This window comes from Paenibacillus ilasis, from assembly GCF_043195395.1.
Classification (GTDB): domain Bacteria; phylum Bacillota; class Bacilli; order Paenibacillales; family Paenibacillaceae; genus Paenibacillus_AQ; species Paenibacillus_AQ lautus.
This window is the reverse complement of record NZ_JBHDJG010000001.1, coordinates 3,989,966-4,002,672: the sequence shown is the minus strand read 5'-3', so window position 1 is coordinate 4,002,672 and position 12,707 is coordinate 3,989,966. Positions and strand designations below refer to the sequence as shown.

General features: G+C 50.1%; 11 protein-coding genes. 8 read left to right on the top strand and 3 right to left on the bottom strand.

Annotation, left to right across the window (positions count from 1 at the left end; all coding sequences use genetic code 11):
* Positions 1-157 precede the first annotated feature (157 nt).
* The 4 genes from ACETK5_RS18110 to ACETK5_RS18095 all read left to right on the top strand — a co-directional run bounded on the left by ACETK5_RS18110 (position 158) and on the right by ACETK5_RS18095 (position 5,391).
* Entirely contained in the window at positions 158-1,936 is a 1,779-nt protein-coding gene (locus tag ACETK5_RS18110) for a DAK2 domain-containing protein (protein WP_394057050.1), read from the top strand.
* A 157-nt stretch (positions 1,937-2,093) separates the two neighbouring features.
* Positions 2,094-2,951, top strand: a complete 858-nt coding sequence (locus tag ACETK5_RS18105) for a DegV family protein (protein ID WP_100536109.1) — start codon at positions 2,094-2,096, stop codon at positions 2,949-2,951.
* A gap of 14 nt (positions 2,952-2,965) precedes the next feature.
* Complete coding sequence (gene recG / locus ACETK5_RS18100) at positions 2,966-5,017, top strand: ATP-dependent DNA helicase RecG (protein WP_100536110.1); 2,052 nt, start codon at positions 2,966-2,968, stop codon at positions 5,015-5,017.
* Between the two features lie 86 nt (positions 5,018-5,103).
* On the top strand, positions 5,104-5,391 hold the full coding sequence (locus ACETK5_RS18095; protein WP_100536111.1) for a stage VI sporulation protein F: 288 nt from the start codon (positions 5,104-5,106) through the stop codon (positions 5,389-5,391).
* Positions 5,392-5,618: 227 nt separating this feature from the next.
* On the opposite strand, the gene ACETK5_RS18090 is transcribed toward ACETK5_RS18095, so the two are convergent.
* Positions 5,619-6,326, bottom strand: coding sequence for an SOS response-associated peptidase (locus tag ACETK5_RS18090; RefSeq protein WP_127591847.1), 708 nt, complete (start codon positions 6,324-6,326; stop codon positions 5,619-5,621).
* Between the two features lie 198 nt (positions 6,327-6,524).
* Here ACETK5_RS18090 and ACETK5_RS18085 point away from each other — a divergent pair, with 198 nt between their 5' ends.
* The gene (locus ACETK5_RS18085) at positions 6,525-7,826 is read left to right on the top strand and encodes an NCS2 family permease (protein ID WP_326112348.1); all 1,302 of its coding nucleotides are present in this window, start codon (positions 6,525-6,527) and stop codon (positions 7,824-7,826) included.
* A 200-nt stretch (positions 7,827-8,026) separates the two neighbouring features.
* Here ACETK5_RS18085 and ACETK5_RS18080 read toward each other — a convergent pair whose 3' ends face one another.
* Positions 8,027-8,254: a putative glycolipid-binding domain-containing protein gene (locus ACETK5_RS18080; RefSeq protein WP_394057461.1), complete on the bottom strand. Its 228-nt coding sequence runs from the start codon at positions 8,252-8,254 to the stop codon at positions 8,027-8,029.
* Between the two features lie 206 nt (positions 8,255-8,460).
* On the opposite strand from ACETK5_RS18080, the gene ACETK5_RS18075 reads away from it, so the two are divergent.
* Positions 8,461-10,053: a sensor domain-containing diguanylate cyclase gene (locus ACETK5_RS18075; RefSeq protein WP_394057047.1), complete on the top strand. Its 1,593-nt coding sequence runs from the start codon at positions 8,461-8,463 to the stop codon at positions 10,051-10,053.
* 40 nt (positions 10,054-10,093) lie between these two features.
* Here the strand turns inward: ACETK5_RS18075 and ACETK5_RS18070 are convergent, their stop codons facing one another.
* Positions 10,094-10,603, bottom strand: coding sequence for an arsinothricin resistance N-acetyltransferase ArsN1 family A (locus tag ACETK5_RS18070; RefSeq protein ID WP_394057046.1), 510 nt, complete (start codon positions 10,601-10,603; stop codon positions 10,094-10,096).
* A 317-nt stretch (positions 10,604-10,920) separates the two neighbouring features.
* On the opposite strand from ACETK5_RS18070, the gene ACETK5_RS18065 reads away from it, so the two are divergent.
* Both ACETK5_RS18065 and ACETK5_RS18060 read left to right on the top strand, forming a co-directional pair.
* The gene (locus tag ACETK5_RS18065) at positions 10,921-11,235 is read left to right on the top strand and encodes an ArsR/SmtB family transcription factor (RefSeq protein WP_394057044.1); all 315 of its coding nucleotides are present in this window, start codon (positions 10,921-10,923) and stop codon (positions 11,233-11,235) included.
* Between the two features lie 60 nt (positions 11,236-11,295).
* Positions 11,296-12,699 carry an NAD(P)-binding domain-containing protein gene (locus tag ACETK5_RS18060; RefSeq protein WP_394057043.1) on the top strand — a complete coding sequence of 468 codons (1,404 nt, stop codon included), beginning with the start codon at positions 11,296-11,298 and terminating at the stop codon, positions 12,697-12,699.
* Positions 12,700-12,707: the final 8 nt, after the last annotated feature.

Here is a 12,707-nt window from a genome sequence, read left to right as displayed (position 1 = left end):
AGGACGAGAGGATAGCCCAACCTAGATTTATGATCCATTAATCACGGTAAGTCTTTTATTTACTGCCTGGGCATTTCGTCAGCTATAAGCTATGAAATAGATATGAAATTTACAACAAGTAGTGTTATGGGTATCAAGCCAGGAAGGGGAATTCTCATTGAGTAAGCGTTCTTTGAATGGAACAGAATTTACCGCGATGGTCCTAGCCGGAGCGGAGCAGCTGCAGCAGCATGCAGAACACGTCAATTCCCTGAATGTGTTCCCGGTGCCGGACGGCGACACGGGGACCAACATGAATTTGACGATGACGGCAGGTGTGGCAGAACTGAAGAGTAAGTACTCGGAGTCCGTCGGGCATAGTGCCGGTGTGCTGTCCAAGGGGCTTCTGATGGGAGCCAGAGGGAACTCGGGGGTTATTCTGTCCCAGCTGTTCCGTGGTTTCAGCCGATATGCGGCACCTTATACAGAACTAAATTCTCATCAATTCGCCGCAGCACTGCAGACAGGCGTAGAAGCTGCGTATAAAGCTGTTGTGAAGCCTGTTGAAGGTACCATCCTTACCGTAGCTAAAGAAGCGGCCAAGCATGCGGTCTATTTCTCCCGCCGCAACAACGATATCGTGGAATTGATGGAGCAGGTGTTGGCCAAAGCCAAAGAAACACTGTCCCAGACGCCGGATATGCTCCCTGTTCTGAAGCAGGTTGGCGTCGTGGATTCGGGTGGACAGGGCTTGGTTTACATTTATGAAGGTTTCTTGCAGGCACTTAGAAAAGACGCTCCAACCGGATCGTTTGCTGTTGCGGAAGGACAAGCCGAACAGAGCAACAAGGCCCCCGCCTTTCAAGCGGCCCCTGACTTCTCGGCGGTTCAAGCTCCGGCTTCTGCCCAGTCCAGACTGTCCACAGAGGACATTGAATTTTTATATGACATGGAATTCTTTATTAATAGGCAGCTCGGAGAAGGAACAGGCGCAGACTTTGATGAAGATAAGTTCCGGAAAGCGCTTGCAGTGAATGGTGATTCCATCATTGTCATCGCCGATGACGAGACGATCAAAGTTCATGTGCATTCCAAGGCTCCGGGTGAAGTGTTGAATTTGGCGCTAATGTATGGAGAGATCACTCAGATTCATATATTGAACATGCGCGAGCAGCATCGTGATTTGCTGACAACGGGAATGGATATTGCACCGATGCCCGAGTTGTTTGCAGATATTCCGGCAGAGACCGTGACGCCGGAAGCTCCGGCTGTTCTCCCGGCAGACGAGATTGCACCGTACGGCTTCATAGCAGTATCGTCAGGGGAAGGCATCTCCGATATATTCAAGAGCCTGGGCGTAGACGTTGTTCTCTCCGGGGGACAGACGATGAACCCGAGCACCGAGGATTTTGTCAATGCGATTTCTTCGATCTCGGCGCAGCAGATTTACATCCTGCCGAACAACTCCAACATCGTGCTGGCCGCCCAGCAGGCGAGAGAGCTTCTTGAAGGCGAACGCAGCGTAACGGTCATACCGAGCAAGACGATTCCGCAGGGGATCGCGGCGGCATTTGCTTTCCAGGAAGACGAGAATGCGGATATGAACACCGACAACATGCTGGATGCGATCACTCGCGTGCAATCGGGGCAGGTAACCTATGCCGTTCGGGACACAACGATTGATGATCTCGAGATCAAGGCTGGCCAGTTTATCGGTATTCGCAATTCCAACATCGTTGCAGCAAACGAGGATCTGATTACGACCTCCCAGGATTTGCTGGGTAAAATGCTGGAGTCCGGCGATGAAATCGTGACGCTGCTTACCGGCGCGGACGCAACTGAGGAATCGACCAACGCACTCACGGAGTGGCTTGGCGAGCAGTATCCTAACGCAGAGGTTGAGGTTCACTACGGCGGACAGCCGATTTATTCCTATCTGTTCTCCGTGGAGTCTTGATCTAAGAGATAAGGAAGTATACACTTCCGAGGTTTTCCCTTCCTTATCTCGCAAGAAAAACTTCCGCTATATGCGGTCTGACTTCTAAGGAAGTACGTCGATAAAGTTTTTCTTATAACGTTTTGACATTATGCAAGGTATATTAGGAGGGGTTCCGGTGAATAAGACCGTTATTGTGACAGACAGCACAGCGGATATTCCGGCAGACCTGGCGAAGCAACACAACATTCATATTGTGCCGCTGAGACTTATGTTCGGGGAAGATACGTATTTGGACGGAGTCGAAATCACGCCGGGAGAGTTCTACAAAAAGCTGGTGCAGTCACCCCAGCTTCCGACGACCTCCCAGCCTTCACCCGCAGATTTTGTAGCTGTGTATGAGTCCATTCTGGAACAGCACCCCGGCTGCTCCATTATGTCCATTCACATCTCATCCGGCTTGAGCGGAACGTATCAGTCCGCATTGCTTGCCACCTCTCTTATCGAAGGAGAAGCGGATATCACCGTATGGGATTCCAAATCGGCCTCTTATGGTTTCGGACTATTCGTGGTTCATGCAGCGAAGCTCGCACAAGAAGGAGCCGCTGTTCCAGATATTATTTCGTCGCTTGAGGACCTTCGCTCTAAGCGCCGCCTCTACTTCCTGGTAGACACACTGGAGTACTTGCAGAAGGGCGGACGGATCGGCAAGGCTTCAGCCGTGCTTGGTACACTGCTTAACATTAAGCCAATCCTGTCCATTGATGGCGAAGGGATTATCTTTCCGGTAGACAAGGTCCGCGGTCGTAAGAAAGCGACGGCCAAAATCATTGAACTGTTTCAACAGGATCTATCCGGTGTGAAAAATATTAAAGTGGCTGTGGGTCATACAGCTGACCCTGCTCAGGTTGAGGATTTTCTGCAGCAGCTGTCCGCTGTGTTTACGATCGAGGAAACGGTGTTCTCCGAGATCGGTCCGGTTATCGGTACGCACGTTGGACCGGGAACCATTGCAGCGTATATATGGCCTGCTTAAGTGAGGTAGATGATATGAGTCTCAAACTCGATCAAATATCCGTCAGACAGATCAACGGCGTGAGCGCCCTGAAAGAGGGGGAGCTTCACGCCTTTGGCGTCTCTACGGTCAAGGATCTTTTGGAGTATTACCCCTTCCGGTATGAGGATTACCGGCTACGGTCTTTAAGCGAAGTCAAGGACGGGGACAAAATCACCATACAAGCTAAGATAGCCAGCGTGCCGGTACTGCAGCGCTACGGGCGCAAATCCCGTCTCACCTGCAAAATGCTGGCCGAAAACTGGATGTTCACCGCAACCTGGTTCAATCGGCATTTTCTGAAGGACCAGCTTACGGCCGGTCGGGAGATCGTGCTGACGGGCAAGTGGGATCAGCGCAGAATGCAGCTTACGGTGTCCGAGTCCGAGTTCCCGGATAAGGGAGCCTTCCGCAGCGGAACGCTGCAGCCGGTGTATTCCATCGGCGGGAAGATCACGCAATCCTGGATCCGAAAAACGATGGGACAGGCTTTGGAGCAATACGGGGAGATGATTCCCGAAATTTTGCCGCAATCTCTGCTCCGAAAATATGATCTGATGCCTCGTAAAGCGGCGATCATGACGATCCATCAGCCTGTCGACTCCCGGGAAGGCCAGGAAGGGCGGCGCCGGATGGTGTATGAGGAGCTCTTCTTGTTCCAGTTGAAAATGCAGGCGTTCCGGGCGCTGAACCGGGGACGGATGGACGGTGTTGTACATACGGCTGACAATGCAACGATCCGAGAGTTCGTGCGCAGCTTCCCGTTTGAGCTTACCGATGCGCAGAAGAAGGTGGAGCTGGAGATTTTGCATGATATGCGCTCCCCTTACTGCATGAACCGCTTGCTTCAAGGGGATGTCGGCTCGGGAAAAACGATTGTTGCCGCCATCGCTCTGTTTACAACGGTGCGCTCAGGCTTTCAAGGGGCCTTGATGGTGCCAACGGAGATTCTTGCCGAACAGCATATGCGTTCGCTGCAGAAGCTGTTTGAGCCCTTCGGCATTACCGTTGGCCTGTTGACAGGCAGTGTAACGGGGAAGAAGCGTAAAGACCTGCTGGCTTCCTTACAGATGGGGCTGACGGATGTTGTCGTGGGCACCCATGCCCTCATCCAGGATGATGTGTACTTCCGGGAGCTGGGACTCGTCGTGACGGACGAGCAGCACCGTTTTGGCGTGAACCAGCGAAGCGTACTCCGCCGTAAAGGCTATAACCCGGATGTGCTCACGATGACGGCAACGCCGATTCCGCGAACGCTGGCGATTACCGCCTTTGGGGATATGGATGTATCCACGCTGTCGGAGCGTCCGAAAGGTCGTATTCCTATTACGACCTATTGGGTCAAACATGAACTCATGGACCGTGTGCTTGGATTTATTTCCCGGGAAGTAAATCAAGGTCGTCAGGCCTATTTGATTGCTCCTTTGATTGAAGAATCGGATAAGCTGGACGTTCAGAATGCGATTGACCTGCATGTCCAGATGCAGCAGGCCTTTCCCACGTATGCTGTCGGACTTCTGCACGGTCGTATGACGCCTGCCGAGAAGGATGAGGTCATGCGCCAATTCTACAGCAATGAGGTCCAGCTGCTGATTTCTACGACGGTTGTTGAGGTTGGCGTTGACGTGCCGAACGCAACGTTGATGATCATTATGGATGCCGATCGCTTCGGTCTGTCCCAGCTTCACCAGCTTCGGGGCCGTGTAGGCCGTGGGCAGCATGCATCCTACTGCGTCCTTGTGGCTGATCCAAAATCGGAAGTGGGCCAGGAGCGGATGCAGGTCATGACGGAAACCGAGGACGGCTTCGAGGTATCCCGGAGGGATTTGGAGCTTCGGGGCCCTGGTGACTTTTTCGGTACGAAGCAGAGCGGACTGCCGGAGTTCCGGCTGGCCGACATGGTCGCGGATTTCAAAGTGGTGGAAGAGGCCAGGGGCGATGCAGCGGCGCTTGTCAGCGACAGCTCCTTCTGGACGTCCCCTGAATATGAGCCATTGCGCGACTTTTTGCAGCAGGAAAAGATCTTCCAGGGCGATATCATGGATTAATGACATGAATCTGTTAGCACAATGGACAGACCTTCGTCATATACTCAAAAAGGGTAGCAGCATTTATGACTGGAGGTGCTTCAACATTGAGTTATCAGCAGTACGGGATTAGTCCGCAGCTGGTGGAGCGAATCAAGCTGAAAATGAAAAACCCGGCAGTCAAGGAAAGAATCAAAGGGCTGACTCAGGGGTTGACCAAGGCAGATCTTCAAAATAGCGCAAAAGTACATCAATTGATCCGGACGGCCAGCGGCATCATGAATGAAAAGCTGAGCTCCGCGCAGGAGCAGCAAATGGTTCAATTCGTCCTTGCACAGCGCATCGATCCGAACAACACCTTCCATTTGATCAAGCTGTGGGGGATGTTTCGATAACAATTGGATGACATCAAGGTTTTACTTTGCATAGAAGAAGCCCCTCTCGGGAGTGTTTTCTCCTTATGAGCAGGGGCTTTTGATTTGGCATGTGCAGGGATGAAACGTTCCTGGCGGACTTTTATAAAAGAAGTCCCTTGATTTGTGGTCTACCCGATAGCAGAGGAACCGGGGAGCTAAGAAAAAGTGCGGAAGTTGAAGAGGCCCCCCCAATCTTTCCGTAGTATTTAGCTGTCCGTAATGGAACGGATGCAAGCTTCCGTGTCATTTTTAACGGAATTTACGGTTGTGCTAACCGGTACGGCCTGCATTTCCTCCGCGGGGTAAGGCCTCAAAAGCTCTTTGAGGGTTTGCAAAAGGGAAGGGCTGCTTTCATTGGTTTGGGAAGATGTCTGCCGTTCAAGCCATAGTGCTTCGTCTGCGGGGCTCAGAATGACCGGCATCCGGTTATGGATCGGTTCCATGAGTCGATTGGGTGCGGTTGTAATGACGGTGCAGGTGCTGAGTTTATCTCCGCTTGGGGTGATCCAGGTATCGTACAGACCTGCCATGCTGAATATTTCCCCGTTCCTCAAGCCGATGCGAAAAGGCTGCTTGCCATTGCCGTTTTTTTGCCATTCGTAAAAACCGTCTGCAGGTATCAGGCATCTTTTCCGATAAAAGGGCATCCTAAATGCAGGCTTATCTTCCAGCGTTTCGCTGCGCGCATTGATCATTTTGGCTCCGGCTGAGGGATCCTTGGCCCAGGATGGGACAAGCCCCCATTGCAGCTGACCGATCCGGTTGGCGCTGCCGTCGTTGATAATCGCCGTGACCATCTGCGTAGGAGCGATGTTGTACCGGGGAATGTGAAAGGGAGATACCGATTCGGGATCGATGAGATACCGTGTCATTAATTCTTCCCAAGTGACCGTGAGTGTAAAGCGTCCGCACATGGATTCAAACCTCCTGTCATTTGCTCTCGCTTAAGATTTTGAATATAACGACTAATTAAGACTTTTTATCGAGTTCAGAACGAAATGGCTACGTAGAGTTGTACAGTACATTTGTTTTTGAGTATATCAAATATTGCATAACTTACCAAAAGGGTCTAGCACAAAGCCAGGCCAAGCAACATGAATGGAGGATATATTGTGTTTGATTTAAAAGCTAATGGTACCTCGGTGAAGACAGAAGTTGTTGCCGGGGCCACGACGTTTTTCACGATGGCGTATGTGACCGTTGTGAATCCGCTGATTCTGTCGCAAGCGGGTGTACCTTTTGAGCAGAGCTTCACGGCAACGATTATTGCCGCTGTGATTGGTACACTGCTGATGGGGCTCGTAGCCCGCTACCCGATCGCAGTGGCGCCGGGGATGGGCTTGAATGCCTACTTCACCTATTCCGTTGTTCAAGGACATGCCGGACTTGGGTATATTGAGGCTTTCTCGGCTGTTTTTATAGCCGGTATTCTGTTTTTGGTATTATCGATGACTTCCCTGCGGCGTAGGCTGATTGAGATGATCCCGTCGAATTTGAAGCATGCGATCACGGTCGGAATCGGCCTGTTTATTGCTTTTATCGGTCTGCGGATGAGCGGCATCATTACAGCGCATCCGGACAATCTGGTAGCGCTCGGTGATCTGCACCAGCCATCGGTTGTGCTCGCCTTGGTGGGATTGGCGGTTACGCTTGTGCTGCTGTCCCGCGATGTAAAGGGTGCTTTGTTTATCGGTATGATTATTACCGGGATTATTGCTTATTTTGCCGATATGCTGTCCTTTACGAGCGGGATTATGTCGGTTCCTACGCTGCCGGAAGGCATTCTGGTATGGAACCCGATTACCGCTGCCTCCGATGTGATCAGGCATGGACTTTATGCCGTTGTGTTCTCGTTCCTCCTGGTGACGCTGTTCGATACCACAGGCACGGTCGTTGGTGTGGCGGAGCAGGCGGGGCTGATGAAGGATAACAAGCTGCCTCGTGCAGAACGCGCCATGTTCTCCGATTCGGTGGCAACCGTGGCCGGATCCATGGTCGGTACAAGCCCGACCACCGCCTATGTGGAATCTGCAGCCGGCGTCGGCGCAGGCGGTAGGACAGGGTTGACGGCGGTCGTCGTTGCCGCGTTGTTCGTCGTTGCAGCCTTCTTCAGTCCGCTGATCGGCGCGGTTGCCGGATTGTCCGCCATTACGGCCCCTTCGCTTATCGTAGTGGGCTGTCTGATGCTGAGTAACGTTCAGCACATCCGGTGGAATGATTTTGATGAAGCGTTCCCCGCGTTTCTCGTCATCTTGACTATGCCGCTTACGTCCAGCATCGCGACCGGGATCGCCCTCGGTTTTATTTCATACCCGCTGATGAAAATCGTAAAGGGCAAGTGGAAGGCGGTTCACCCGCTGATGTATATTTTTGCCGTGCTGTTCGTGCTGCAGCTTGTCTTTGTCCCGCATTGATTTTAGGGAGTACTAGGCGCATGGAAATCCCCTGCAAGGTCTGAGCAGACCCGACAGGGGATTTTTGGCATGCCGATAAACGTATAAGTGTGAGGATTATTTGTAACGGAAGAGGAGATGGTGCAACGGTTCCGGGTTGTTGCTTTCGACCGGTTAAGAGGATATACCTTCTCATCAGCCGGCCGTGGATGCACCGAGCTTTAGCGAGCACGGCTCCATACGTCCGCGTACCTCGTAACGAGGCCGTGCTCGTCAACCTCCAGATCCGCTTGGTAGGCTCCATAGTTACTCTCATAACGGTAGGCATACTCATCCGTACGCGTATACTGTTGGGCAAGGGGGGCGATGGTTAAACTCGGGAACTGAATCCAGACTGCGGTCATGGACGCGCTCTCCCCAGGCTTCAGTCCCAAGCGCCGGATCGGCAGCGTGTTGGTGGGTGTTGCCCCTCTATATTATATAACGAACGTATGTTTGTTATAAAGCGATAAATACAATGCATGGATTACAAATTGGAGACTTCCACGGAAAACGCTTATTCCATATATGGACGTCAAAAGGTTTGTGAAGTAATATGTAAAGATCGTATAATAATCCGGCAATAGGTTTCATCAAGAGTAGGAGTGCAGCCGCCATGAACATACCTAAAAAACGCATTAAAATCAGTCTAGCCATGGTCATGCCTGCGCTGGTTTCATTATCCATTCTCATGACGATGTCGATTATGATCTATATTCAGTATAAAAATGAGAAACGATCTCTATATAACAATACCATGTCGCTTAATTTATCCTCCGCACAAAAAATGGCGGTTACCATTGAAGCGCTTTTATCAGGGATGCGCCAAAGCCTTCGTGCCTCTGCCAACAACCCGGCAATAGAGGCCAGTGCGGCATCCGATGAGAAGGAGCTGCAGGTCATTTTTGATCTTATGCTTCAGAGCAGCCTTTACTTCAACTCCGTATTTTGGGCCGATCAAGCGGGTACCATTCGAGTGGTTTCTCCTGAGGGGAACCATTTGAATCCGGCCCGATTAATAACGGAAGGGACCACTAAGGCGCTAAATGAGAGAAAGTCCTACATATCGGCACCTTATAGAAGCCCGACCGGACGCTGGATGATTCTTGCGAGCGAGCCGATTTTCGACAGCTCCGGCAAGTATCACGGGATGATTGCCGGCACGATCTACTTGGAAGAAAATAATATATTGCATCGGATTTTCGGATCTGGTGCGGGAAATGAAAAGGACTCCTACTCCTACATCGTCGATTCCGGCGGGAAGCTGCTCTATCATCTGGATAAAAGCCGGGTGGGGGAGGATGTAAGTTCTAACGTCGTGGTGCAGCGGCTCATGGACGGCGAGAGCGGTATGCAACGTGTCATGAATACGCAAGGTAACGATTACTTGACGGGTTACGCCAGCGTTTCGATGAATGGTTGGGGGATTGTCATGCAGACATCGGTAAGTTCCATTCTGGACGATGTCAATCGCAACCTGCAGGATCAGCTGAGAAGTATGCTCCTTCCGATCATGATCATGCTGGTCATCGCCGCATATATGGCTACAAGAATTGCCGCGCCATTTACCCAGCTGTATAAGTTAACAAAATCGATAGCAGCCGGTCAAACGGTGTCCTCTGAAGAATTCCAGCCGCATTGGAATCGGGAAGCTGATCAATTAAACCAGATTATGGGGGCCGCTGCCGAAACGCTGGCCAAGCAGGCCTATTCGTTGCAGCAGGAAGCCAGCACGGATCCACTGACAGGGCTGACCAATCGCAGAGAACTGGAACGCTGCCTTGATTCGTGGGATTCGCTTGGGGATCCGTATGCCGTTTTAATGCTGGACATTGACCATTTTAAAAACGTAAACGATACCTATGGCCACCAAACCGGCGACCAAGTCCTGAAGCTGGTGGCGGCGGTCATGAGCGGTTGCGTTCCTGCGGGTGCGGTCTGCTCCCGTTTTGGCGGAGAGGAGTTTGTTATTCTTCTTCGCAAGCATAGTATGGAAGAGGCCTACCGTATGGCTGAGCGGATACGCAACGCGATCCTGATTTCCCAAACGCCGTATTCCCTAACGCTTACCGTATCGATCGGCGTCTCCTTGTATCCTGAACATGGCGGGAACCGCGAGGATGTATTCCAGGCAGCGGATATGGCTTTATACCGGGCGAAGGACGAAGGACGTAACCGGACGATCGCTGCAGGATTATCGGCGAAATAGTACATGCGGCCAATCCCTTGATTACCGGGTTAAAGTATATTTATGAGAGAACATTATTTAATAACTTCTCCATAATTGTTACGTCCACGAACTTACCATCCAAGATGCCGTGGTCTTGAAAAACACCAACATCACGGTACCCGAGTTTATGATATAAACCCTGCCCGCCTTGATTGAATGGAAAGGTGAACAGCACGATTTTATAAAAACCATTTTCCTTTGCAATCGTCTCAAGGCGATGAAGCAGCATGCTTCCAATTCCTTTGCTTCGGAATGCCCGATCGATATATATGGATAGGTCGGCAACACCATCATAGGCGCAGCGCTGAGAATAAGGGTTGAGGGAAGCCCAACCGACCACCTCGCCTGCGCTTTCAGCGACAATGACAGCGTAACGCTCCGCATGTTGTTGGAACCAATGATGCATATATGTAATATCTTTTGTCTCTACTTCCAGGGTAGCAATGCGATCTTCAATTCCTTGATTATAAATACGCAATATTCGTTTCACGTCGTTCGTGTGGGCTGTTTTAATCGTAATTGGGTTCATCAGCGGCGGGTTCCTCACCTTTCTCTTTAAATGAATGACAGCTCAGCCAAAAGTTATTGGGATAATGGGCTGCAGCATGTACTGGATTTAGCCATGGCTTGGTCTGGAATATCACCTATGATTTGTTATACAACATATATTTGCAATATGCAAGTAATTTAACGTTGTATCGCTGCAGTCAGTTCTATCGTATATCTGAGTGTCATTCTGCAAACACTCCTAAACAAATCAAAAAAAATTGATGCTTGACGTGTCGCGGATGGCTTGCTACAATGAGCACATCAAAATTATTTGATGGGAAGTAAAGAGGTGACAACATGAAGGTATCTACAATACATGAAGACGTATTAAGCCTGTATGAACAGAAATTCAAAGCATTATCCGATAAGAATCGGCTCAGAATCATTTATGAATTAAATCAACGAGGTAAAGTATGTGTATGCGACCTTACCGACATGCTGGAACTGCCTCAATCGAAACTGTCGTACCATCTGAAAATGTTGCTGGATGCAAATATTATATTGATGGAACGCATCGGAAAATGGAATTACTACGAATTAAACGATGAAGAAATCAAAGGACTATTATCCGAAAAGCTATGCTGCGTTTTCTATCCGAGTACAAAAACATAATTTTTTTAACCAATACATCAAAAAAAATTGATGGATTGAAAACATAAGGAGGATTTCAATATGAAAAACATTGAATTCAAGGTAGCCTCATCTTCTTGTTGTACACCCCGTGTACCGTTAAACACTAAGGAAGTGAAGGAGGAATATGTTCCGGACAACCGTAACCTGCCTGTCGCGATTATTGGTGCCGGTCCTATCGGCTTGGCTGCAGCAGCTCATTTGGCCGAAAGAGGGCAACCATTCATTCTTTTTGAAGCCGGACCCAGCATAGGTCAAAACATCCTACAATGGGGACATGTGCGTCTTTTTTCACCATGGCAGTACAACATCGATAAAGCTGCGGAGCGACTTTTGCGTAAACAAGGATGGCAGCCTCCTGTATTAACGGAATTGCCTTTCGGTCAAGAGATTGTGAATCAGTATTTGAGGCCCTTAGCGCAACTCCCTGAACTGGAGCCCTACATCATATTGAATGCTAAAGTGGTGTCCATATCGAAGAAAAATGCTGATAAAATGAAATCCGCTAATCGCGCAGCTGCGTCGTTTGTACTTTATGTTGAACGAAACGGCAATACCGAACGCCTTGAAGCCAGGGCAGTAATCGATGCCTCCGGAACCTGGGGACATTCGAATCCGCTGAATGCAGACGGGATATGGACACGTGAAGAGCGTGATTTGAAGGACCATATTTATTACGGGATTCCGGATTTATCATCCGAACAAAGGCAGAAATACGCCGGGAAACGTGTTGCAGTTGTAGGAGGCGGGCACTCTGCGATCAACACTTTACTGGATTTAGCCAAGCTCAAAGAAACGGATCCGACCACTGAGATTATTTGGGTGATGCGAAAGAAATCTGTGGATGAAGCTTACGGTGGTGAAGAGAATGATCAGTTAGAGGCACGAGGGGCACTTGGAAGACACATTCACCAGTTGATTGATGCCGGCCAAATCCAAGTGGTCACTCCGTTCTTGATTGAAGGGCTTTCCAAACACGATGGAAGAATGAACATCAAGGGGACTGCAAACGGTGAAGGCAAGGAAATACAAGGAATCGATGAAATTATCGTAAATACAGGGAGCCGACCTGATTTTTCATTCCTGAGTGAGATCAGACTTAGCATTGATCCTGCTACGGAGAGTGTTGAAGCGCTTGCGCCCCTTATCGATCCCAATGTACACAGCTGCGGAACGGTAAGACCCCATGGCGAAAAAGAGCTGCGTCATTTAGATAAGAATTTCTATCTCGTTGGGATGAAGAGTTATGGCCGAGCACCTACCTTCCTTATGGCGACGGGCTACGAACAGGTTAGATCCATTGCTGCATATCTGGATGGCGATTTAGAATCCGCGTTAAAAGTTGAATTAGAGCTGCCGGAGACCGGCGTATGCGGTATTAACAGTGCGCCGAATGCCAATGATTGCTGCATGCCCGCTGCCTCATCTACTTCGGGCTGCAATTAATTTATATC

What these genes read in the sequence shown, in the direction of transcription:
- recG (WP_100536110.1), top strand. Translation starts at nt 2,966, where the DNA reads ATGAGTCTCAAACTCGATCAAATATCCGTCAGACAGATCAACGGCGTG.
- ACETK5_RS18090 (WP_127591847.1), bottom strand. Translation starts at nt 6,326, where the DNA reads ATGTGCGGACGCTTTACACTCACGGTCACTTGGGAAGAATTAATGACA.
- ACETK5_RS18075 (WP_394057047.1), top strand. Translation starts at nt 8,461, where the DNA reads ATGAACATACCTAAAAAACGCATTAAAATCAGTCTAGCCATGGTCATG.
- ACETK5_RS18070 (WP_394057046.1), bottom strand. Translation starts at nt 10,603, where the DNA reads ATGAACCCAATTACGATTAAAACAGCCCACACGAACGACGTGAAACGA.
- ACETK5_RS18065 (WP_394057044.1), top strand. Translation starts at nt 10,921, where the DNA reads ATGAAGGTATCTACAATACATGAAGACGTATTAAGCCTGTATGAACAG.
- ACETK5_RS18060 (WP_394057043.1), top strand. Translation starts at nt 11,296, where the DNA reads ATGAAAAACATTGAATTCAAGGTAGCCTCATCTTCTTGTTGTACACCC.